Origin of the sequence: Bacillus sp. FSL K6-1366 (genome assembly GCF_037976695.1) — a bacterium.
Lineage (GTDB): Bacteria > Bacillota > Bacilli > Bacillales > Bacillaceae > Bacillus > Bacillus subtilis.
In genome coordinates, this window is record NZ_CP150268.1 from 1,071,248 (window position 1) to 1,093,309 (window position 22,062).

A 22,062-nucleotide genomic window follows, 5' to 3' on the forward strand; every position below is an offset into this window, starting at 1 on the left:
AAGGAGGAAAAGATGAAACACACTTTTGTTTTATTTCTCTCTCTTATTCTGCTTGTTCTGCCCGGGTGTTCAGCAGAGAAAAGCTCAGCAGATACCGCAAAAAAGACGTTAACCATTTATTCTACAATGTCAACCGACAGTGAAAGAGATACGTTCAGAAAACTGGCGGCAGCATTCGAAAAGGAACACAGTGACATTCATGTCAGCCTTCATTTCCCAGGCAATGACTATGAAAATATGATGCGTGTCAGAATGGCGGCCAATGATTTGCCAGATCTATTCGATACACATGGCTGGGGGAAAATCAGGTACGGAGAATATACAGCAGATCTCCGGGATATGGAATGGACTCAAGATCTTGATCCCAATTTAAACAGCATCCTCAAAAATAAAAGCGGAAAGGTGTATGCCTATCCGATCAATCAGGCAAAAGACGGTCTGGCGTATAACCGCAATATTTTAGACCGTTACGGCATTGCTCCGCCGGAAACCATGGATGACTTTATCAAAGCACTGAGAACGATTAAAGAAAAGAGCAAGGGAAAGATCGTACCCTTCTGGTTTGCCGGATATGACAAAAGCTCATTCGCCCAATATTACGACCAATTCGCTACACCTCTTCTCATCACAGACCCTGCCCATAATGAAAAAAAACAGCTCACCAATGGCACTTTCAAATGGAATAAATTTACTTACTTATCGAAAATCCTCAAACAAATGCAGAAAGAAAAATTGATCAATATCGACGCCGTAACGGCAAAAAAATCACAGCTCATCGAATTAATGGCCCAAAACAAAATCGCCTTTACAATGCAAGGCGGCACACTCGGCCAAGACGTTGCCCAGATCAACTCTAACGTCGAGGTCGGCATTATCCCGACACCTGCCATCCATCCCGGTGATGACCCGATATGGATCGGCGGTGAACGCTACACCCTTGCAGCATGGAAAGATTCGCCTCAATTAAAAGAGGCAAAAGATTTTATCGCATTTATGGCCCGCCCGGCCAATGCCAAACAAATGGCTGAAGCCACATCGCTTCCTTCAGGGCTGACCAATGTGAAAGCTGATATTTTCTACGCAAACGATTATGAGCATTATCAAGATGTCAAAGTCGAGCCTTACTTCGACCGTTTATACTTGCCAAACGGAATGTGGGATGTCCTGGGCACGGTTGGGCAGGAGCTCGCGGCTGACATTTTGGCGCCTCAAGACATTTCGCAGAAGCTGGGAAGAGAATATAAACGACTCCGGGAGCAATCGGAAATACAGGGAGCTGAAAACAATGAGTGAGATCGCAAGGGACGTTCATGTGAAACAGGTTAAGCCAAAAAAGCAGTCCTCACTTTGGTGGATGTACATTCCTGCTTTGCTCTCCGTTCTGGTCTTTATGATTTATCCGTTTGTGAAAGGCACATTGATTACCTTTACAAACTGGAACGGCTTTTCACAAGTTTACCAATGGGTTGGATTCGCGCAATATGAAAGGCTGTTTTCTGATCCTGACACTTGGCATATCTTAAAAAACACTCTGCTTTACGGGCTTGGCAGCACCTTTTTTCAAAATGTGGTCGGGCTTCTGTACGCTCTGCTCTTAAATCAAAGCATTAAAACGAAAGCGGTAACAAGAACAATTGTGTATTTGCCGGTGATGATCAGCCCGCTCATTATGGGCTACATTTGGTACTTTTTCTTCTCCTATGACGGAGGCGCGCTCAACGATTTGCTCGGGGTCTTCGGCATCAGCCCTATTAATGCGCTCGCCAGTCCCTCGCTCAATCCATGGATCATTGTCATGATTAACACCTATCAATATGTCGGGATCGCTATGGTTGTCTACTTAGCCGGTCTGCAAAGCATTCCGAAAGACTACTATGAAGCGGCGCAAATGGATGGCGCGAAACAAGGCCAGCAGTTTTTTACCATCACGCTGCCGCTGTTAATGCCCTCCATTACCATTAATATGGTCATCAACATTATCGGAGGCTTAAAGCTGTTTGACGTCATCATTGCACTCACCGCGGGCGGCCCCGGAAATGCGTCACAATCCATGTCCACGTTTATGTATGATTTGTATTTCAAACGGCAGGATGCCGGCTATGCCGCAACGCAAGGCATATTTATGGCATTTGTCATTTTGATCATCAGCTTTTGCGCGCTTGCGTACTTTAAAAGAAAGGAGACGGAAATGTCATGAGAGCCGCCCGTACAAAAAGCATGCGGATCATTACACTTCTTGCAGCCATTGTGGCCTGTGCGCATTTTATTCCTTTTTATATCCTGCTGACCACTTCATTGAAAGCAAAAGGAGACTACAGTTCGAAATGGATATTTCCATCCGACATCTCCTTTCATAATTTTTCAGAGGCGTGGGAGCGCGCTTCGCTAGGAAACTCTTTTATAAACACCATGATCATCACAGGTTTTTCTGCCTTGTTATTAATTATATTCGGCTCACTCGCCGCCTACCCGCTTGCCCGGCGGGAAACGAAACTGAATAAAGCTGTTTTTGTCTTGTTGATTTCCATTATGATCATCCCTCCGTTAACGTCCATGGTTCCTTTGTACCGAATGGTCGTGGACGCCGGAATGGTCAATACACACGCAATCGCCATTTTCATCAATACAGCGGCTTACATGCCGTTAACCGTATTCTTATATTCAGGCTTTATCCGATCGACCATTCCAAAAGAGCTTGAAGAAGCCGCAAGAATTGACGGCGCAGGCATGCTGAAAATCTTTTTTACGATTGTGTTTCCTCTGCTGAAGCCGATCACTGCGACCATCTGTATCATTTCTTGTGTCTTTATTTGGAACGACTATCAATTTGCCATTTTCTTTTTACAAGATCAAAAGGTTCAGACATTAACAGTCGCCATGGCAGGTTTTTTCGGAGAAAACGCAAACAACCTGCATTTAGTTGCCGCAGCGGCACTTATGGCAATGCTGCCGATGGTTGTTCTGTTTTTGGCGCTGCAAAAATACTTTATTGCCGGCCTGTCTTCCGGAGCGGTAAAGGGTTAACATTAAAGGAGGAAGCAATATGAAGAAGATTACATTTATCGGTGCAGGGAGCACGATTTTCGCCAAAAATGTTTTGGGAGACTGCCTGTTAACAGAGGCACTGAATGGATTTGAGTTCGCTCTTTACGACATTGATCCCAAACGCCTGCAGGAATCCCAGCTCATGCTCGAAAATCTAAGAGACCGTTATAACCCAAGTGTGGCCATCAACAGCTATGATGACAGAAAACTCGCCTTGCAAAATGCAGGCTATGTCATCAATGCGATTCAGGTTGGAGGATACAAACCGAGCACAGTCATCGATTTCGAGATTCCTAAACGGTATGGGCTGCGCCAGACGATCGCCGATACAGTCGGCATCGGCGGGATATTCAGATCTCTCAGAACAATCCCGGTCTTAATTGATATCGCAAAAGATATGGAGGAAATGTGCCCTGACGCATGGTTCTTAAACTATACAAATCCAATGGCCACTCTTACAGGCGCCATGCTCCGCTATACCAATATCAAAACAATCGGGCTCTGCCACAGTGTTCAAGTGTGCACGAAGGATTTATTTAAAGCTCTCGGAATGGAGCATGACGGAATTGAGGAACGCATCGCAGGAATCAATCATATGGCTTGGCTTTTGGAAGTCAAAAAAGACGGCGCAGATTTATATCCAGAAATCAAAAGGAGAGCGAAAGAAAAACAAAAAACAAAGCATCATGATATGGTGCGGTTTGAATTAATGGATAAGTTCGGCTATTATGTCACGGAATCGTCCGAACATAACGCAGAGTATCACCCATACTTTATTAAACGGAATTACCCTGAACTGATCAGCGAGCTGCAAATCCCGCTCGACGAATATCCGAGAAGGTGCGTCAAGCAAATTGAAAATTGGGAGAAAATGCGGGATGATATCGTCAATAATAAAGACCTTACGCACGAACGCTCAAAGGAATATGGTTCAAGAATTATAGAAGCAATGGAAACAAACGAACCATTCACCTTCGGAGGAAACGTCTTGAATACAGGGCTGATCACCAACCTTCCTTCAAAAGCGGTTGTGGAAGTGACATGCGTCGCCGACAGAAAAAAAATTACACCGTGCTTCGCCGGAGAACTGCCTGAGCAGCTTGCCGCCTTAAACCGGACGAATATTAATACACAGCTGATGACAATCGAAGCGGCTGTCACACGGAAAAAAGAAGCGGTTTACCAAGCTGCAATGCTTGATCCGCATACAAGCGCGGAGCTTTCCATGAAGGACATCATCTCCATGTGTGACGATTTATTTGCAGCACACGGCGATTGGCTTCCGGAATACAAATAAAAACTAGGGGACCGCTCTCCCCTAGTTTTTTGGTTTTGTTTCGCCTTCCCAGGCCATCATGCCGCCTTCAACATTGACTGTTTTAAAGCCTTGCTCATCCAGGTACTTGCAGACGTTCATGCTGCGCATTCCTGAGCGGCAGATAAATACGTACTCTTTGTCTTTATCAAGGGTTTCCATTTTTTCAGGAATATCCCCCATGCGAATATGAACGGCTTGCGGGATCATGCCTTCCGCTACCTCTTCATCTTCTCTGACATCAATTAAATATAATTCTTCGTCCGCCTCAATTTTTTCTTTCAAAGCGGCTGTGCTGATTTCTTTTATTTCCAAAGAAAACACTCCTATTCACAGTGATCATGTTCAGTATATCAAAGTCAGCTGAACGATTGCCATTCTGAGACTGATGAAAAAAATCCCCTTTTGGCAAAGGGGATTTTTTCTAGGCTTAGTTTGCCACAATATTGACAAGCTTCCCAGGCACTGCGATGATTTTCCGAATCGTTTTGCCTTCAAGCTGCTCTTTGACCTTTTCATCTGCTTGAGCAAACTGTTCCAGCTGTTCTTTCGTTGCATCGGCAGGAACCTGTAATTTCGCTTTTACTTTTCCGTTCAGCTGAACAACGATTTCAACTTCATCATCCACAAGTTTTGTTTCATCATATACAGGCCAAGCTTCGTAGGCAATTGTGCCGGAATGGCCAAGCTTCTCCCATAGCTCTTCCGCTAAGTGTGGCGCGACAGGAGAAAGAAGCTTCACGAAGCCTTCCATATATTCTTTCGGCAGTTCTGTTGCTTTATAAGCTTCATTAATAAAGACCATCAGCTGGGAAATACCCGTGTTGAAACGAAGGCCTTCATAATGGTCTGTGACTTTCATGACCGTTTCATGATAGACGCGCTCCAATGTTTCACCCGCGCCTTCAACGATTTTTCCATTAAGCTCACCGCTGTCTTCAATAAATAGGCGCCATACACGGTCAAGGAAACGGCGCGCACCGTCTAATCCTGATTCAGACCAGGCGATTGAAGCATCAAGAGGTCCCATGAACATTTCGTACAATCTCAGCGTATCAGCACCGTGAGAGGCCACGATTTCGTCAGGGTTGACAACGTTCCCTTTAGATTTACTCATTTTTTCGTTATTTTCACCGAGAATCATTCCTTGGTTGTACAGCTTTTGGAACGGTTCTTTCGTCGGCACTACGCCGATATCATAAAGGAACTTATGCCAGAAGCGGGCATACAGAAGGTGAAGCACGGCATGCTCTGCACCGCCGATATACATATCGACCGGAAGCCATTTTTCCAATTTTTCTGGTGATGCCAGCTGATCCGGATTGTGCGGATCAATATAGCGCAAGAAATACCAGCAGCTTCCCGCCCATTGCGGCATTGTATTCGTTTCTCTTCTTCCTTTTTTCCCTGTCTCAGGGTCTGTGACTTCCACCCACTCTTTAATGTTCGCAAGCGGTGATTCGCCCGTTCCGCTCGGTTTGATTTCATCCGTTTTCGGCAAAATCAGCGGCAGCTCCTCTTCAGGGACAGCTGTTGACGTTCCGTCTTCCCAATGAATGACCGGAATCGGCTCGCCCCAATAACGCTGGCGGCTGAAGAGCCAGTCACGAAGACGGTACGTCACTTTCTTCTCACCGTTTTTCGTTTCTTCCAGCCAAGCGATCACTTTCTCAATCGCTTCCTGTTTGTGAAGGCCGTTCAGGAAATCAGAGTTCACGTGCTCGCCGTCGCCAGTATAGGCTGCTTCCTCAACGTTCCCGCCTTTTACGACTTCCTTCACCGGAAGGCCGAATGTTTTGGCGAATTCAAAATCACGCTCATCGTGTCCAGGAACTGCCATGACAGCACCTGTTCCGTATGATGCAAGAACATAATCCGCAATCCAAATCGGCAGTTTTTCTCCGTTTACAGGATTGATCGCATACGCTCCTGTAAATACGCCTGTCTTTGTTTTCGCAAGATCTGTGCGTTCTAGGTCACTCTTTGATTGAATTTCTTTGATATAAGCTTCAACAGCTTCTTTTTGCTCTGCCGTTGTGATGTTTTCCACCAATGCGTGTTCCGGGGCAAGGACAGTGTATGTAGCGCCAAACAGCGTATCTGGTCTTGTTGTAAACACCGTAAAGGAATCATCATGTCCATCTATAGCAAAATGAACGTGAGCGCCTTCCGAACGGCCGATCCAGTTGCGCTGCATATCTTTAATGCTTTCCGGCCAATCAAGCTCTTCCAAGTCCTCAAGGAGCCTGTCCGCATAAGCGGTGATTTTCAGCATCCACTGCTTCATTGGGCGTCTCTCTACCGGATGGCCGCCGCGTTCGCTCTTGCCGTCAATGACTTCTTCGTTGGCAAGAACAGTACCGAGCGCAGGGCACCAGTTTACAGGCACTTCGTCAACGTAAGCAAGGCCTTTTTCGTATAGCTTTAAGAAAATCCATTGCGTCCATTTATAGTATTCAGGGTCAGTCGTATTGATTTCGCGATCCCAGTCATATGAGAAGCCAAGCGCTTGAATTTGGCGGCGGAAGTTATCAATATTCTGCTTCGTAAACACAGCGGGGTCGTTCCCTGTGTCAAGCGCGTATTGTTCAGCTGGCAGGCCGAATGCGTCCCAGCCCATTGGATGAAGGACATCATAGCCCTGCATGCGCTTCATGCGGGACAGAATATCCGTAGCTGTGTATCCTTCAGGATGGCCGACGTGCAACCCAGCTCCAGACGGGTAAGGAAACATGTCCAGCGCGTAGAATTTTTGTTTTTCATTATTATCAAGAGTGGCAAATGTTTTGTTTTCAAGCCAATATGTTTGCCATTTCTTTTCTATCTCTTTGTGCTGAAAACTCAAAGTAAAAACCTCCTTCTGATTGAATACGGCGTGTATGGTTCAAGTATTGACGGGAAGGAGAGGATTATTCAGAATATTCCCAAACTAAAAAAAACTCCCTCATCCCTAAAAGGGACGAGAGACTTTCGTTTTCCCGCGGTACCACCCTCGTTAGCGCGGCATACGCCGCACTCACTTGATACTTTTAACGCAGTTATGCGTCAGCGGCTTTTCACCGCTGCAACTCTGAGGTGAGTTCGGAAACAAACTTGATTGACTTTCACCAGCCGTCAACTCTCTGCAACAATATCTGTTTCTTACTGCTCCTCTTCATTGTTCTTATCGCAACCGTAATCTAACTGTATTTTATAGAATTCTGTTCATAAGTGCAAGCAGGTTTGTATACAATGGGAATGTACCCTGAACGGGCGGAGATTGAGGACAATTATTCGGGTGGAGTTTTGGTTTGACGTTTGGACTCGGCCGGTTCGCCGCCGCTGTTCAGTTCTCTCACAAAGTCAAAACTTCTGAGAACAGCTTCACCGCCGTAGCCTGAGATAATGGATAAGATGACAAGTTGAATTCCTGAATCGGGGTCAGCGGATAATACAAGTAAAATGGAAGCCGTCATGCCGATAAACCAATCTTCCAAAAATCCAAGGTAGATAAACCGCTTCGTCATTCTGGGCTTCTCCAGCCTGCCTCTCTTTTTCACATGACCGAGAATCCCCATGATTCCTCCAATTACACAAGCAATGAGTACCTGATGCAGCATCTTCATCATCACCTTCCTAAAGCCCTTATTTCGTAAAGCGACTTCAGGCCATCCAGCCCCCTTAAACGATTCCGATGATTTTCGATATCTACATACCGGCAAATCTGTAAAAAGCTTGTTTCTTCCATTATATGTGAACACATGATCGGTAAGCTTGATGCATTGGATTCATTTTTCACCCAGTGACATTGACCTAGTCACCTATTTAGCATGTAAAAAACCTTTCCGTTCATATGTTCAAATTCTGTTCTTATTTTTAGTGTATACGAGGACAAGCCCTAATGACAAACAACAAACTGCACTTGCTTGAATCAGAACATGTGTTGTGCTACGGTTACTGTAGAATTCATTTTAAAAAAGGGGAATATCAGGCTTTCGCATAGCAAGCTGACGGCCTAAGGGGGATTTATATGGCTAGTTTTCAATCATTTGGGATACCAGGACAGCTGGAAGTCATCAAAAAAGCGCTTGATCACGTGCGAGTCGGTGTGGTAATTACAGATCCCGCACTTGAAGATAATCCTATTGTCTACGTAAATCAAGGCTTTGTTCAAATGACCGGCTACGAAACCGAGGAAATTTTAGGAAAGAACTGCCGCTTCTTACAGGGGAAACACACAGATCCTGCAGAAGTGGACAACATCAGAACCGCTTTACAAAATAAAGAACCGGTCACCGTTCAGATTCAAAACTACAAAAAAGACGGAACGATGTTCTGGAATGAATTAAATATTGATCCAATGGAAATAGAGGATAAAACGTATTTTGTCGGAATTCAGAAAGATATCACCAAGCAAAAAGAGTATGAAAAGCTTCTCGAGGATTCCCTCACGGAAATTACTGCACTTTCAACTCCTATTGTCCCGATTCGCAATGGCATTTCGGCTCTTCCGCTAGTCGGAAACCTGACAGAGGAGCGATTTAATTCCATTGTTTGCACATTGACGAATATCTTATCAACATCCAAAGATGATTATTTGATCATTGATTTATCCGGATTGGCCCAAGTGAACGAACAAACGGCCGACCAAATTTTCAAGCTGAGCCATTTGCTGAAATTGACCGGAACTGAGTTAATCATTACCGGCATTAAGCCTGAATTGGCTATGAAAATGAATAAACTGGATGCCAATTTTTCGTCGCTGAAAACATATTCAAATGTAAAGGATGCCGTTAAAGTGCTTCCGATTATGTAAAAAGATCCCGCTCACCCAGCGGGATCTTTCAGATTATTGACAAAATCCTAAAATGGTTTTCATTTTAGGATTTTGTCATCTTTTCAGCGTGATTGAAAACCCTTGAAGTCTAGGAAGGACGAGCATAGGAGCGGAGCGAATGTTCTAATTCGTGAGCACCGAAGCGCAGGCCTGACAACGAATGCGAGGGTTTGTCGACACGCTGAAAGATCCCGCTCATCCGGCGGGATCTTTTATTATGAAGAGATTGATGCCTGCTTATTTGTTTCTTTAGCTGATTTTAGCCGTTTGTCATATAGAAGCGTTGTGGCAATACTGATCAGCAGCAATACCAACAGAGATAAAACAAGAGCCCTAATGCCGTAATGATCGACAAGCACTCCTCCGAACAGGGGACCAATCATTCTGCCGCCTGTCGCCGCACTGTTGACAAAGCCTTGATAAAAGCCTTCTTTCCCTTTAGGGGCAAGCTGATTGGCAATAGTCGGCACAGCAGGCCAAACAAGCATTTCTCCGATAGTCAGGATCACCATCGCAGCGAGAAACATCGGAAATTGCTTTGCAGTCAGCAGCATGCTGAAAGACACAATAAAAATGATAAAGCCGATGACCATTTGCGCTTTTAACGACTCGGCCCATTTTTTCACCACAAAACTGACGAGCGGCTGGCCGAGCACAATGAGAATTCCGTTAACCGTCCACAGCACACTGTATAAGGAAAGAGATATTCCAATGCTTTGTGTGTACGAAGCAATTGTGGTTGACCATTGAGAATAAGCCAGCCATCCCAGTACATAGCCTCCGCTTAAAATGATCAGTGCGGCAAATTTTGCTTTGCTGTTCACAGCATCGTAATCAAGCACAGACGTTTGGGACGCATCTCCCGTCTGAATATTTCGAAATCCGAAATATACAATAAAGAAAAAGACCAGATACAGCGCGGCATTCGCCAAAAATACATATGAAAACGAGAAAGACGCCACGACACCGCCAAGCGCTGAACCGACAGCCACACCTGCGTTTTGCGCGACATATATCGCATTAAATGCCTTCCTTCCCCCTTCAGGCCATACCGATCCTGCCATTGCGTAGCTGGCCGGAAAAACAACACCGGAGCCAAAGCCCACAATCGTCAGCAGCACAATATAGGCTGGCCAATCATGAAAAAAGACAAGGCCCATCAGGCTTGCTAACGTAATGGCTATCCCAAGCATAATCGATTTAAAACCGCCGATTTTATCAAACAAAAAACCTCCGCATAAATTACCAGCCACACTGGCGCCGGAATTCAGCATCAGGACAAGTCCGGCTACTGTTAACGACTTTCCTAAATGATTATGGATATAAATCGTATTCAGCGGCCATAAAAAAGAAGCACCCGTCACATTGATAAACATTCCAATGACTAAAATTTTAAGAGCACGCGGCATACTCATCCCCCTTTCTTACCTAAAAAAGCTCATGAAAAAAACGAAACCTAAAACGGCTCCGTACGAATCCAGTTATCATAGCACATTCATTCTATCTGTCTCTCTCACATTTTTCAACTGATGAACGTGAAAAAATCTAACAAATATTATTTGAAAAATGTAAAATAAATAGAAAAAGGGGTCATATTATGGAAATGGTAATAGCATTCTTAGGTTTTCTGGCATGTCTCATTTCACTGGGCTATGGATTATATCACCTTGTCAAATATGTACTGAAAAAGGAAAACGTTTCTCCAAGAGACTTTTTTGGCCGCTTTTCATTGGAGGCCTTGTCCTGCTCTTTACCGGGGCAGCATTGGCAGAACCTGACACTTCCGCAGCAAATGCCGAGAAAAAATATTCAGCGCTAAACGCCGAATATAAAAACCTCACAAAAGAGCATGAAGAACTTGAGAAAGAATATAAATCTGTCAGCTCCGAAGCAAAGAAATTAAAAGACAACAAAGAAGATCAAGACAAGCTTGAGAAGCTCAAAAACGAAAATAGCGATTTAAAAAAGACTCAGAAATCATTAAAAGCTGAGATTAAAGAGCTTCAAGAAAATCAAAAGCAGCTCAAAGAAGATGCAAAAACGGCAAAGGCTGAAAACGAAACACTTCGACAAGATAAAACAAAGCTTGAAAATCAATTAAAAGAGACGGAAAGCCAAACCGCCAGTTCTCATGAAGACACTGGAAGTTCTTCAAACAATACGAGTAAAAGTGATGAAACCAAAACAGCTGACAAAGCAGAAGGCTGTAATATCAAAGGAAGCAAAAACGGCATCTACCACACGCCAGGCAGTACATACTACGACCGGACAACCGATCCGGCTGAAATGTTTTGCTCAGTTGAAGAAGCTGAAGCCGCCGGTTATCGGGCGCCAAAACGATAAACAAAAAGCTCCAGAATGTCTGGAGCTTTTTCTGTTTCACAACGACGATTTAATAACCTTCTTATAATAAAGAACTGACAGAAAACCAAAAATGGAGTAGAGCGCAGTATATAACACCATCACCATAATCATAGGCGCCCATACCTCCGATCCGAATAAGAACCAGCCGGATTGGACGGCAAAGTAACTGTGGAAGAGGCCGACAACGAGCGGAATGCCGAAGTTGTACATTTGTTTAATGCGTATCCCCTTTATCAGGTCGCTCTGCGTAAAGCCGAGTTTTCTTAAAATCGTATAGCTCGGTTTTTCATCTTCACTTTCACCCATTTGTTTAAAATAAAGGATACAACCTGATGTAATCAGGAACGTTAACCCTAAGAAGCCGACGATGAACATCACCATACCAAACAGTGATTTTTGCGCAGTACTTGTATCCAGTCTTGATAAATGCTCGTTTTTCTTGTTCACCTGTTGAAAAAGCTCATTTGCTTTTTCCATTTGATCGTCATGTTTCACATTGACGCCGATAAATGTAGATTGCGCCAGCTGAATGCGGGGGTCTTTATCCTTGTCCAGCTGTTTAAACAGGCTGTCATCCACAATGACAGCGGGCATGCCCCCGCTTGTAAACGTGTAGGATACAAGAAACTCTTTTCTTAATCCTTTATATTTTAATGGCTGCGCCTCATGCTTGCTTTTTACTTTAATAACACCAGAGTCCTTGAAAACCATTATTTTTTGCAGCAAGTCGGTGTATCCTGAGAAAACGGCTTCTCCAGCCGCCACATCGACTCCTTTTACATCTTTGTCGCTAACAACAGCAAGCTGCATATTGCCGGGATCGCCCTGCATCTCTTTAGGAGTTCCATCCATGATATTTGCAATGTCAACATTTGCTTGCAGGACAGGTGTTGCCTTTTTTACAAACGAGATGTTGCTTTCCCTCAATCTGTTTTCAAATAACTTGGCATCTTTCTCATTCATGAATGAAAAATCAGCCGCTACATTTTGTTCAGCGGTCTTTTCTGACGAGTAATACGAGATGTAAGCAAGAGATAACAGCCCGATGGCGAGCGCTGAAACGGTTGTAATAATCGTCAGCAGCAGCGCATTCGATTTCATTCTGAACATGATCGATGACAGTGACAGAACCTCAGAAATATTTAAGTAGCCGCCCTTGCTTTTTCGAATGATATTCGAGATAAACGTAACTGATCCTTTGTAAAACAAAAACGTCCCGATAATGACGCTCCCCAGAATGAAGCTCATCGCACCAAACAGTTCATTAATGGTCTTAAATTTTCCGCCAAACAGCTCAGAAGACACATAGTATCCTGTCAAAATCAACACGATGCCTAAAGCGCCGATCAGCATTTGGAAAAATGATATTTTCTTCACTTTGTCTTCAGTGGAGGACGTTACTTTAAACAAAGATAAAATACTCTGTTTTTTGATAAACGTATAATTCATGATCATGATCAAAAGGTAAATGCCGCAGAACACAATGACCGTTTGGACCAAGGCCTGCTCAGAAAAATGCAGTTTCGCATCCGCTTTGACATCGACAATTTTGAACAGAATCATCAAGACAAGCTTCGATATCGAAAACCCGGCCGCTACCCCGATCGCTAATGAACCGAAATACAGCATGACATTTTCTGCACTTAAGATGCGAAAAATTTTATGCTTCGTCATTCCAATTAATTGAAACAGCCCGATTTCTTTGCTCCGTCTCTTAATAAAAATCGTATTGGCATATAAAATGAAGATCGCCACTACAGCCACAAGCAAAATCGAAGCGGTTTTAATAGCCGCGGCTCCCTTGATTGAAGCCTTCACTTCGTTAATTGCTGGATCATACTGCAGCGTGACAAAGGCGAAATAAAGCGCCACGCTAAAGATGAGCGCAAACACATACAAATAGTAATTCCGGAGATTCTTTTTCAAATTTCGCAGGATGAGCTGATTAATGTTCATGCTGCACCCCGCCTAACACGCCTTGCGTTTTCATAATATCCTGGAAAAACGTTTGCCTGTCCTGGCCCCCTTTATTCAGCTGTGTATACATTTGCCCGTCCTTAATAAAAATGACTCTGCCGCAGTAGCTGGCAGCGACGGGATCATGGGTAACCATAATAATCGTCGCGTTGCGTTTTTGATTGAGCTGGCTCAGCTTATTTAATAGATCGGAGGCCGATTTCGAATCGAGCGCGCCGGTCGGTTCATCAGCGAAAATAATGCTCGGGTCATGAATAAACGCTCTTCCAGCGGATGTTCTCTGCTTCTGGCCGCCGGAAATTTCATTCGGGTATTTATCCCGCAATTCATATATTCCCAGTTCCTTGGCAACTTCCTCAAACTTGCGATTGGCTTCCTTTTTTGATAGTTTCGTGATCGATAAAGGCAGAAGGATATTCTCTTTCACTGTCAATGTGTCTAACAAATTGTAATCCTGAAAGATAAAGCCTAAATGCTGTTTTCTAAATTCAGCCAGCTGCTTTTCCTTCATAGCCGTCATGTCATTTCCATTAATATGAATGGTTCCGTGACTGACCTGATCGATTGAGGACAGAACGTTGAGCAAAGTGGTTTTTCCCGACCCGGAAGCACCCATAATACTGACGAATTCGCCCTTTTCAATGTGAATATCGATGCCCTTCAGCACTTCCTGTTTATTCAGCTTGTTTCCATAACTTTTTCGAATTTTATTCGCTTCTAAAATCACCATTTACGCAGTCTCCTTTATATTGGATAATCTCATTATAAAAAGGAATGCCGGGCTTTTCCTTCGATACGGCGAACAAAAAAGAAAAGCATGTGACATTTTCGTCACACGCTTATGACATGTTCAAATTGATTCCGTATTGGAAAGGTTAATGTAAAAACTGTCCCTGCACCAAACTCCGACTCAACATCAATAAGGATCAATAACGGCGCCGCTGCTTTTTTTGCCAAGTACAGGCCCATGCCAGTTGACGCTTGATCATGGTGATCCGTTGTGGATGTAAACCCTTTATCAAAAATACGCGGTACATCTTTTGGATCAATGCCCCTGCCACAATCTTTCACTTGTAGCTGCGTCTGTTCCCCTTTTTGAAAGCTTTTGATCTCGATTTCAGAGGCTTCGCTGTATTTCACCGCGTTTGTCAGCAGCTGCCTGATGATAAACGCCAGCCATTTTGCATCGCTCAGCACTTCTTTGGCATCGAGCTGTATGTCAAAACCGATCCCTTTTTGGATACACCACGATTGTAAATCTTTGATTTCTTTAAAGATCAAAGGCTGAAGCTGAATGAATTCTACTGACAGGTCGTTTTCAATAAATGAAATGCGTTTTTGATGAAGCTGCTGATCAAGAAGCAGGTGAATACGCAGCCATTCATATGACAGCTGGGATTTCAGTGCTTTTTCTTCCATTCTATCAATGATTAAATGCATCGCTGTTAATGGGGTTTTGACCTCATGGATCCATGCCATCAGCTCATCTTTTTCATTTTCCAATGCTAAGCGATGCCGTGCTGCGGTCTGCTTCAAGTGTTCTGTTTGCCCGGCAATGCTTCTTTCAACCATTGCTTCAAACGGCGTTACCGGTTCATTTATGGCTGTCACATCGAGATTGTTCTCCCATGTTTTCAAGCTTTTATAAAACGCTGTTTCTTTCCGATAGCGGAACCAAAGGAATATGATAAAAAACAAGATGCACAAATACACCATATAAAGTACATTCCCGAATGATATGAAAGGATCGACAAAAGCAATGAACAGCATCAAAGCCTGCTGAAACAAAAACGCGGCAATCCAGCTCCGCCTTTCGATAAGGAATGCTTTAATCATAAAACTTGTCCTCTTCCTTCGCGATGTAGCCCTGGCCCACCTTTGTCTCGATATATGCGCCAAGCTGCAGGGCGTCCAGTTTTTTTCGCAGGCGATTGACATTGACGGTCAGCGTATTATCACTAACAAAACGCTCATCGTTCCACAAGCTTCTGATCAGCTCTTCCCGGCTGACGATCTTGTTTTTTTGCTCTATTAATTGTTTTAGAATGAACATTTCATTTTTGGTCAGTTCAACAGATCCTTTGTTATTGCTGACGAGGTTCTGCTCCGCGTCTACAGCAGCGCCGCACCACGTTTTAATCGTACTCGGCTCCGTATTATAATGGTGCACACGCCGGAACATTGCTTGGATTTTCGCAATCAGCACATCAAAATGAAATGGCTTTTGGATAAAGTCATCTGCCCCGAGCTGCATGGACATCACCATATCAGCAGGATGATCCCGGGAGGATAAAAAGAGAATCGGAACATTTGACCGGGAGCGGATCAGCCGGCACCAATGAAAGCCGTCAAATTTAGGCAGCTGTACATCAATAATGACACAATCAGGATTAACCGCCGCAAATTCCTGCAGCACCTGACTGAAATCCTGAATGCCGTATACATCATAGGACCATCCCGTTAAACGATCCTTGATTTCATGAAACAGCGATTCATCATCTTCAATCAGCAAAAGTTTAAACAATCAACTCACCGCACTTTTTCCTTTTTTATCAAGTGTATAGCAAAACGCCAGCATGCGCTATAGAAAAAGCCGGCTGTCTCAGCCGGCTCGTTCACATTATAATTCTCTTCTCAACGCTGTCAGCACGTTGGTTTTGGTTGCTTTTCTCGCCGGGTTCATTCCGGAAATGACTGCGACCCCTCCGCAAATCACAACGGCAATGATCACAAGGCTCGCCGGGATGTAGGAGAATGTGTAATTCAAGTCGCCCGCATCGCCTCCGCTTGTGGCCGCGAGAATCATCGGAACGGCCAGGTTGACAAGGTAGCTGACGCCGTAGGAAATGATAATTCCAATCACACAGCCTAAAATCCCGATATACGCGCTTTCCATCAGGAACATTCGGCGAATGATAGACGGACTCGCCCCAATCGCTTTCATAATGCCGATCTCTTGCGTTCTCTCTGTCACCGCCATTGTCATCGTGTTAAAAATGCCGATCGCTGAAATGATAACTGCGATACATCCGACAAAGATCAGTCCGATTTTGAAGACCATGAAGAAGGTGTTGGCCCCCTCAAGTTCGGTAGTCACTGATGTGACATAGTACCCGTCATCTGTTAGATCATTTGTCAGCTGTTCCACATTCTCAAACTTATCAGCAAAAACGCCAATCTTAGTTTCAACATTTCCGTCTTTGAAATCTAAGAATTCCGAAAAATCTTTTTTGAATTGATCACTGATAAAAATGTTTGAGTCCTCCATCCAGTCTTGAGATGGTTTTTTTGTAATACCGACAATTTTAAAGTCATATGTTTTTGTTTTTGTAACATCCCCTGTTTTAGGATCTGTCTTCGATACACTTAGTTCTATTGTTTTGTTCAGAATATCTTTCGTATAGCCCTTTGGTTCTTTTATATCTTCTGGATTTCCTTTTGCTTCCTCGATTTTTTTGTTATAATCTTCCGATTCTTTTTTCGTTAATAATCTCTTTGCGAAGTCGTATCCTACTACGATTTCATTTTCCGACTTTGCGACTCTTCCCTTTTCCAATTCCATATTGGCCTTTAATTCATCATTCATATTTGTAAAAATGAGATTTGAGCTTTCATTTGTACGATTGCCTAAAGTAGCTTTGTTTGGTTCATACACTTGCGTTCTTTCTACAACTGACCTTACGTGATCATACTTCTCTAAATCAGCTTTTTTAATAGGCTTGTCTCCTTCCTTGCCCATTACACTGACTTTCGTTACAACCTGCTGGCTCATTGTCATATCTGTAATTGTCTTTTGAATCCCAAACCCAACGGACGACAGCACAACCAAAAACGCACACGCCATTGTTGTCGCAAGAATCGTCATAAAGACGCGAAGTCTGTTTTTCTTCATATTTCTTCTGATAAAATGAACCTGATCCTTAAACCTCAACGGTAATTCCTCCTTTTAGCACACCATCATGAAGCTGAAATTTTGAATGTCCGATAGAAGCGACTTCATCATCGTGAGTAATGATCACAAATGTAATGCCACGCTCACGATTCAGCTGCTGGATCAATTCCAGCACTTCATGTTCCGTTTCTGAATCAAGGCTTCCCGTCGGCTCATCCGCTAAGATAATCGAAGGATTTAAAATCAACGCTCGAGCAATACTGACACGCTGCTGCTGGCCGCCTGACAGTTCATTCGGATAATGAGCGGCGTGGTTTTCCAGACCGACGCGTTTCAGCATGTCCTGCACCTTTTGCTTCCGCTCAGAGGGCTTGATCCCTTTTAACGCCAGCGGCATTTCCACATTCTCATACGTTGTTAAGCCCGGAATGAGCTGAAAGCTTTGAAAAATAAACCCGAAATGGTCAAGCCGAAATTGCGCCCATTCCTTTTCATTAAACCCCGTAACATCAGTGCCATTAATGACAATCCGCCCTTTTGTCGGCGATATGTAGCCGGAAATCAAATTCAAAAGCGTTGATTTCCCTGAGCCGCTTCGCCCGACAATACAGGCGATCTCACCTTTCGCCACGCTCAATGAAACATCCTTCAATACTGGAACTTCATTCTCACGGCCCTTTTTTCCGATCGTGAAAGAATGGTCGATATGCTGAACATCAATCATATGTTCTCTCTCCCTTACAAAAGTTTCATTTTTTTATAAATCGCAAAATAACTGATCAAGAACCCGATTACCGCACCTGTACCCATGCCAATGAGATAACCTGCAAAGCTCTCGCTTGCCGTAAATCCAAAATAGCCGAAGCCCATGATTCCTATGATAATAACGATGATCTGCACCGGGCGGTTAAGCGGCTTCCATAAGAAGAAATATCCGTTTCTTTCATTAGACAGTTTGACAAAGCTAATATAGCCGATAATGTAAAAAATGATAGTCATGATAGCCGGAATGACTAAATAATATGGTGAATTCTCAGCCCATTTCGAGTCTACATAAATTATCGGAATGAAATACTGCACCCATTTAGGTACTGGACCATGGATAAAATCTATTGATCCGCCAAAAAGGATCTCGAGGTTGATCGCAGGCAGGCTGATGAGCAAAAATGGCGAAATGGCCACGGTAAATGAGACTAGAAGCTGTGCGAAACTATTGCCTGTCAAAGCTCCTCCGGCCATAACAAGCGAATAAGCCAGCATGCTGACAATGATCATTCCAAGGCTGTAATTGTGAAAATAAACGGCCTGATCTGTCTTCAAAAGCATGATCAGCAAAACAGACAAAACATAACCTATGAGCTGCGGCACCACAATCACCATTCCGCCGGTAAAGAACTTCGCGTTAAATATCTGCCCTCGTGTATAAGGAAGGCTTAATGTAAAATCAAAAAAGCCCTTGCTTCGTTCAATCCCAAGCTGGCTGACCGCCAAAACGACTCCCCAAATCCAAAACAATGAGATAAATGAGCTGTTTAAATAATCAACGCTGAATACGCAGGGGCCGACCCAATTTTCTTTTCCAGTGACACAGCCTTGATAGATGAGATACATATTTAAAATTGATAATGGATTACCCAATATAAAAACCAAAATGGTGATAACTAAGGCGACTTTATTCTGCCGCCACTCTTTGTAAAGCAGTCCGGAATCCGGCAACTCACTTCCCTCCAAACCTATGGCATTTCTTACACTTTTGTTTTCTTATAAATAGAGAAGTAGCTCACAAAGAATCCAGCCACTGCCCCAATGATCATACCCAAAATATAACCAATAATGGAATGTCCGGTATAGTATCCAAATAAACCAAATCCAAGGATGCCGAAAGCCATAACCAGAATTTGCACCGGACGGTCTAATCTGTTCCATAAGAAAAAGTGTCCGTTTCGTTCACTGGGATGCTTTTTGAAGCTTATCAAACCAATCAAGTAAAACAGAATGCTCATGGCAGCTGGAATCATTAAAATATATTTACTATCGATAAGCCAGTCACTTGCAACATAACCAATGGGCACAAGATATAATAAATTGCTCGTCAGAGAGAAATACACCTCCGGGGAAGGGAACATTTCCCATATATTCACACCAAAAACAACTTCAAAGTTTCCAACCGGCAATGCAACAATTAAATACGGCAATACCGCAGCAGCAAATGCCGTTAATAACTGGGCAAAAACATTCCCCGTTAATGCACCAGCAGCCATCAACAAACAATAAGCCATAAAACTAATCACAATTACTCCAACGCTGCTGTGCTCAAAAAAGTAGACGTGTTCAGGGTTATAGACAAGAATCAGCAGCCACGCAAATAAAAAGCCAATTAATTGCGACAGCACAATCACAAAACCGCCTAACCAAAATTTCGTCTGAAAAATTTGGCTTCTGTTATATGGGAGGCTTAATATAAAATCCATCGTGCCTTTCGAACGCTCCATTCCGAGGAAGCAGACCGCCAAAATGACCCCCGGCACCCAGTTGATATCTATTAGATTGCTCCTATGATAATTCACAATAAATTCACAATATTGCGGGTCTTGATGAGCCAGACACCCTTGATAAGACAAATACGTATTAATGATAGAAAGCGGATTTGCCAGCACTAAAAACGCAATACTTAGCAAAATCACCACTTGATTCTGTTTCCACTCTCGATAGAGGAGACCTCGGTCTACCATCTCCGCTTCCCTCCAAACTTCGCAATGAACACTTCTTCCAGGTTGACAGGAAGCTCATTCCATACTTTTGGCTTCAGCTCTCTCAAAAAGCTCTTTTTCTCCTCATCGCTTTTCGGTATCAGCACTGTGTAAAACACGCCGGCCTGATCGAGCATCGGAATGTTTTGCTCTCTGATGGCCAGATTGACATCTGTGTCAAACGCCATTTGTATTTTGATGTATTCTTCTTTTAATTCATCAAGATCCATGACGTTGGTCAGCCTGTTATCTTCAAGAAAGCCAATTCGGTTGCACATCCGCTCTATGTCTTCAAGCCGGTGGGACGTAATCAGGATACTCGTATCACGCTCTGCCACTTCATCGACCATCAGCTGCAGCACATCATGTCTAGTTACCGCATCAATACCATCCGTCGGCTCATCAAGGAGGATCAGCGCCGGTCTCGCCGCAAACGACAGAACGAGCGACAGCTGTTTTTTCAAGCCTGTCGACAGCTCACGGTATTTTTTCGTTTCTGGAATTTCGTATCTGTTCATCAGTTCATTCGCGTACGTGACATCAAATTTCGGATATATTCTTCTCAGGATATCAACAAGCTGCTTGTATGTATACTTGTCGTAAAAAGGATTTTGAACAGGCATGTAGATGATATTTTGTTTGACCTTCGGGTGCTTTTTGATTTCTACGCCGTCAAATAAAATCATTCCGCTGTCAGCGAAAATGATTTGCTGGATTAAGCGAAGCATCGTCGTTTTCCCTGATCCGTTGCGTCCAAGCAATCCAAAGATTTCTCCTTTTTCGATTGTTAATGAAACATCTTTTAATACTTGATTGCCGTCAATCGCTTTTGACAGCTGCCGTAGTTCAATCATTTTTTTTGCCTCCCTTCACATCAGCGCTGATTTCCTTTATCCATTCGTGCAGTTTTTCCAGCTCAACCCCTGCATAGTGTGCATCGATGATGAGCTGTTTGAGTTGCTCTTTAATCATCGTCATCTTCCCTTCAACCAGTGTCGTTTTTGCATTCTCCGATATATAGGTCCCTCTGCCCCGCAGCGTTTCAATAATCCCCTCTCGCTCAAGTTCTTTATACGCTTTGCTGACAGTGTTCGGATTCGCAATAATGATCGTTGCCAATTCTCTGACAGAAGGAAGCTTATCACCAGGCTTCATGATCCCTTTCAAACAAAGCTCTTTCATTTGCTGAATAATTTGTTCGTAAATGGGTGTTGAGCTTCTTGGATCGATTTGAATCATTTACTTCCCTACTTTCTATACGATCTGAACCTTTTATAGATAAAAATGATCAATTATACTTTTTTGCCATTCAAAACCGATCATCACAAGAACAAGAAAAAAAGAACAAGCGATCACAGATGCCGCAATCAGCATTGGCACGTTACGTTTGTTTCGTTTTTTATGTTTCATAACTGCCTCCCTTAATGTCAATATATAAATGATTTTATATTAGTGTCTATATTGTATTACTTCAATTAGTACACTTAATACAATAAATACTTTGACTCACAAAGTCAATCCTTTTTTTACAAAAAAAAACGGACCCTTTTAAAAGGGTCCGTTTTCCTACACATCAAGAGGGTGCTGCAGGATCATATTATTTTGCAAAGATTGAAGCTGAAGCCTCATTCTGTACAGCTGTTCTCTCTGCTGATCATTTGACGACAGCCATAGTTTATTCAAGGCATTTACCGCATCTTCTAGCTGCATTTGTGCATCACTATATTCTTGATCGTTATAATGCTCTTGTTTAGAAGCGATTTTCAGCTGTTCTTCAGCATAATCATAGGCCTGCATACATTGCTGGAGATGTTCATCTACTGATTGTCTTGTTGCCACAGTAACCCCTCCTCTTGGTAATGGAAATCATCCATCATTCATATTGTAGCCTCATCTGACTTTG

Annotated in this window: 21 protein-coding genes, 1 pseudogene and 1 other annotated feature; of the genes and pseudogenes, 6 read left to right on the forward strand and 16 right to left on the reverse strand. The window is 43.4% G+C overall.

Going from position 1 to position 22,062, the window contains the following annotated elements:
* The first annotated feature begins 12 nt into the window (after positions 1 to 12).
* From MHI44_RS05730 to melA, 4 genes are read left to right on the forward strand one after another with little or no spacing between them, the layout of a single operon-like run.
* Positions 13 to 1,293, forward strand: a complete 1,281-nt coding sequence (locus MHI44_RS05730) for an ABC transporter substrate-binding protein (RefSeq protein ID WP_339203095.1) — start codon at positions 13 to 15, stop codon at positions 1,291 to 1,293.
* Complete coding sequence (locus tag MHI44_RS05735; RefSeq protein WP_015251409.1) at positions 1,286 to 2,197, forward strand: sugar ABC transporter permease; 912 nt, start codon at positions 1,286 to 1,288, stop codon at positions 2,195 to 2,197. Before MHI44_RS05730 ends, MHI44_RS05735 begins: the two co-directional genes overlap by 8 nt.
* Positions 2,194 to 3,024: a carbohydrate ABC transporter permease gene (locus MHI44_RS05740; protein ID WP_029318281.1), complete on the forward strand. Its 831-nt coding sequence runs from the start codon at positions 2,194 to 2,196 to the stop codon at positions 3,022 to 3,024. Before MHI44_RS05735 ends, MHI44_RS05740 begins: the two co-directional genes overlap by 4 nt.
* Before the next feature lie 19 nt (positions 3,025 to 3,043).
* Complete coding sequence (gene melA / locus MHI44_RS05745; protein WP_080529691.1) at positions 3,044 to 4,342, forward strand: alpha-galactosidase MelA; 1,299 nt, start codon at positions 3,044 to 3,046, stop codon at positions 4,340 to 4,342.
* 21 nt (positions 4,343 to 4,363) lie between these two features.
* Here melA and MHI44_RS05750 read toward each other — a convergent pair whose 3' ends face one another.
* From MHI44_RS05750 to MHI44_RS05760, 3 genes are all read right to left on the reverse strand, one after another.
* Positions 4,364 to 4,675: a rhodanese-like domain-containing protein gene (locus tag MHI44_RS05750; protein WP_004398993.1), complete on the reverse strand. Its 312-nt coding sequence runs from the start codon at positions 4,673 to 4,675 to the stop codon at positions 4,364 to 4,366.
* A 115-nt stretch (positions 4,676 to 4,790) separates the two neighbouring features.
* Positions 4,791 to 7,205, reverse strand: a complete 2,415-nt coding sequence (gene leuS / locus MHI44_RS05755) for a leucine--tRNA ligase (RefSeq protein ID WP_033884845.1) — start codon at positions 7,203 to 7,205, stop codon at positions 4,791 to 4,793.
* A 107-nt stretch (positions 7,206 to 7,312) separates the two neighbouring features.
* Positions 7,313 to 7,527, reverse strand: a binding site (T-box leader).
* 102 nt (positions 7,528 to 7,629) lie between these two features.
* Positions 7,630 to 7,965, reverse strand: coding sequence for a DUF4257 domain-containing protein (locus MHI44_RS05760; protein WP_003246114.1), 336 nt, complete (start codon positions 7,963 to 7,965; stop codon positions 7,630 to 7,632).
* A gap of 404 nt (positions 7,966 to 8,369) precedes the next feature.
* Between MHI44_RS05760 and MHI44_RS05765 the strand changes: the two genes are divergently transcribed.
* Positions 8,370 to 9,155 carry a blue-light photoreceptor gene (locus tag MHI44_RS05765; protein ID WP_033884846.1) on the forward strand — a complete coding sequence of 262 codons (786 nt, stop codon included), beginning with the start codon at positions 8,370 to 8,372 and terminating at the stop codon, positions 9,153 to 9,155.
* A gap of 236 nt (positions 9,156 to 9,391) precedes the next feature.
* On the opposite strand, the gene MHI44_RS05770 is transcribed toward MHI44_RS05765, so the two are convergent.
* Positions 9,392 to 10,585 (reverse strand): MFS transporter, encoded by a 1,194-nt coding sequence (locus MHI44_RS05770; protein WP_024572130.1) that lies wholly within the window; start codon positions 10,583 to 10,585, stop codon positions 9,392 to 9,394.
* A gap of 188 nt (positions 10,586 to 10,773) precedes the next feature.
* On the opposite strand from MHI44_RS05770, the pseudogene MHI44_RS05775 reads away from it, so the two are divergent.
* Positions 10,774 to 11,519: pseudogene (locus MHI44_RS05775) on the forward strand (LMBR1 domain-containing protein).
* A gap of 36 nt (positions 11,520 to 11,555) precedes the next feature.
* On the opposite strand, the gene bceB reads toward MHI44_RS05775, so the two are convergent.
* The 12 genes from bceB to MHI44_RS05835 all read right to left on the reverse strand — a co-directional run bounded on the left by bceB (position 11,556) and on the right by MHI44_RS05835 (position 21,998).
* Complete coding sequence (bceB, locus tag MHI44_RS05780; RefSeq protein WP_339203100.1) at positions 11,556 to 13,496, reverse strand: bacitracin ABC transporter permease BceB; 1,941 nt, start codon at positions 13,494 to 13,496, stop codon at positions 11,556 to 11,558.
* On the reverse strand, positions 13,486 to 14,247 hold the full coding sequence (gene bceA, locus MHI44_RS05785) for a bacitracin ABC transporter ATP-binding protein BceA (protein ID WP_003229137.1): 762 nt from the start codon (positions 14,245 to 14,247) through the stop codon (positions 13,486 to 13,488). The genes bceB and bceA overlap by 11 nt, the downstream gene beginning before the upstream one ends.
* 101 nt (positions 14,248 to 14,348) lie before the next feature.
* Positions 14,349 to 15,353 (reverse strand): two-component sensor histidine kinase BceS, encoded by a 1,005-nt coding sequence (gene bceS / locus MHI44_RS05790; protein WP_339203102.1) that lies wholly within the window; start codon positions 15,351 to 15,353, stop codon positions 14,349 to 14,351.
* On the reverse strand, positions 15,346 to 16,041 hold the full coding sequence (bceR, locus tag MHI44_RS05795) for a two-component response regulator BceR (protein ID WP_003229133.1): 696 nt from the start codon (positions 16,039 to 16,041) through the stop codon (positions 15,346 to 15,348). Before bceR ends, bceS begins: the two co-directional genes overlap by 8 nt.
* Before the next feature lie 96 nt (positions 16,042 to 16,137).
* A complete protein-coding gene (gene ytrF, locus MHI44_RS05800) occupies positions 16,138 to 17,448 on the reverse strand; it encodes an ABC transporter permease YtrF (RefSeq protein ID WP_038429494.1) in 1,311 nt (436 codons plus the stop codon).
* Complete coding sequence (gene ytrE, locus MHI44_RS05805; RefSeq protein ID WP_003229129.1) at positions 17,438 to 18,133, reverse strand: ABC transporter ATP-binding protein YtrE; 696 nt, start codon at positions 18,131 to 18,133, stop codon at positions 17,438 to 17,440. The genes ytrF and ytrE overlap by 11 nt, the downstream gene beginning before the upstream one ends.
* Positions 18,134 to 18,147: 14 nt before the next feature.
* A complete protein-coding gene (gene ytrD, locus MHI44_RS05810; RefSeq protein WP_048655236.1) occupies positions 18,148 to 19,125 on the reverse strand; it encodes an ABC transporter permease YtrD in 978 nt (325 codons plus the stop codon).
* A gap of 29 nt (positions 19,126 to 19,154) precedes the next feature.
* Positions 19,155 to 20,141 carry an ABC transporter permease YtrC gene (gene ytrC, locus MHI44_RS05815; RefSeq protein ID WP_015714563.1) on the reverse strand — a complete coding sequence of 329 codons (987 nt, stop codon included), beginning with the start codon at positions 20,139 to 20,141 and terminating at the stop codon, positions 19,155 to 19,157.
* Positions 20,135 to 21,013 (reverse strand): ABC transporter ATP-binding protein YtrB, encoded by an 879-nt coding sequence (gene ytrB / locus MHI44_RS05820; RefSeq protein ID WP_181217364.1) that lies wholly within the window; start codon positions 21,011 to 21,013, stop codon positions 20,135 to 20,137. Before ytrB ends, ytrC begins: the two co-directional genes overlap by 7 nt.
* Positions 21,006 to 21,398: a GntR family transcriptional regulator YtrA gene (gene ytrA / locus MHI44_RS05825; protein ID WP_003229121.1), complete on the reverse strand. Its 393-nt coding sequence runs from the start codon at positions 21,396 to 21,398 to the stop codon at positions 21,006 to 21,008. The genes ytrB and ytrA overlap by 8 nt, the downstream gene beginning before the upstream one ends.
* Positions 21,399 to 21,431: 33 nt before the next feature.
* The gene (locus MHI44_RS05830) at positions 21,432 to 21,569 is read right to left on the reverse strand and encodes a hypothetical protein (RefSeq protein WP_003229119.1); all 138 of its coding nucleotides are present in this window, start codon (positions 21,567 to 21,569) and stop codon (positions 21,432 to 21,434) included.
* 156 nt (positions 21,570 to 21,725) lie between these two features.
* Positions 21,726 to 21,998 carry a YtzC family protein gene (locus MHI44_RS05835; RefSeq protein WP_003229117.1) on the reverse strand — a complete coding sequence of 91 codons (273 nt, stop codon included), beginning with the start codon at positions 21,996 to 21,998 and terminating at the stop codon, positions 21,726 to 21,728.
* Positions 21,999 to 22,062 lie beyond the last annotated feature (64 nt).

Excerpts from the sequence above, each read along its gene's own strand:
- MHI44_RS05735 (WP_015251409.1), top strand. The coding sequence starts at position 1,286 with ATGAGTGAGATCGCAAGGGACGTTCATGTGAAACAGGTTAAGCCAAAA.
- MHI44_RS05770 (WP_024572130.1), bottom strand. The coding sequence starts at position 10,585 with ATGCCGCGTGCTCTTAAAATTTTAGTCATTGGAATGTTTATCAATGTG.
- bceS (WP_339203102.1), bottom strand. The coding sequence starts at position 15,353 with ATGATTAAAGCATTCCTTATCGAAAGGCGGAGCTGGATTGCCGCGTTT.
- MHI44_RS05730 (WP_339203095.1), top strand. The coding sequence starts at position 13 with ATGAAACACACTTTTGTTTTATTTCTCTCTCTTATTCTGCTTGTTCTG.
- MHI44_RS05760 (WP_003246114.1), bottom strand. The coding sequence starts at position 7,965 with ATGAAGATGCTGCATCAGGTACTCATTGCTTGTGTAATTGGAGGAATC.
- MHI44_RS05765 (WP_033884846.1), top strand. The coding sequence starts at position 8,370 with ATGGCTAGTTTTCAATCATTTGGGATACCAGGACAGCTGGAAGTCATC.
- ytrE (WP_003229129.1), bottom strand. The coding sequence starts at position 18,133 with ATGATTGATGTTCAGCATATCGACCATTCTTTCACGATCGGAAAAAAG.
- MHI44_RS05740 (WP_029318281.1), top strand. The coding sequence starts at position 2,194 with ATGAGAGCCGCCCGTACAAAAAGCATGCGGATCATTACACTTCTTGCA.
- bceA (WP_003229137.1), bottom strand. The coding sequence starts at position 14,247 with ATGGTGATTTTAGAAGCGAATAAAATTCGAAAAAGTTATGGAAACAAG.
- ytrB (WP_181217364.1), bottom strand. The coding sequence starts at position 21,013 with ATGATTGAACTACGGCAGCTGTCAAAAGCGATTGACGGCAATCAAGTA.
- ytrC (WP_015714563.1), bottom strand. The coding sequence starts at position 20,141 with ATGGTAGACCGAGGTCTCCTCTATCGAGAGTGGAAACAGAATCAAGTG.
- ytrA (WP_003229121.1), bottom strand. The coding sequence starts at position 21,398 with ATGATTCAAATCGATCCAAGAAGCTCAACACCCATTTACGAACAAATT.
- melA (WP_080529691.1), top strand. The coding sequence starts at position 3,044 with ATGAAGAAGATTACATTTATCGGTGCAGGGAGCACGATTTTCGCCAAA.
- bceB (WP_339203100.1), bottom strand. The coding sequence starts at position 13,496 with ATGAACATTAATCAGCTCATCCTGCGAAATTTGAAAAAGAATCTCCGG.
- MHI44_RS05830 (WP_003229119.1), bottom strand. The coding sequence starts at position 21,569 with ATGAAACATAAAAAACGAAACAAACGTAACGTGCCAATGCTGATTGCG.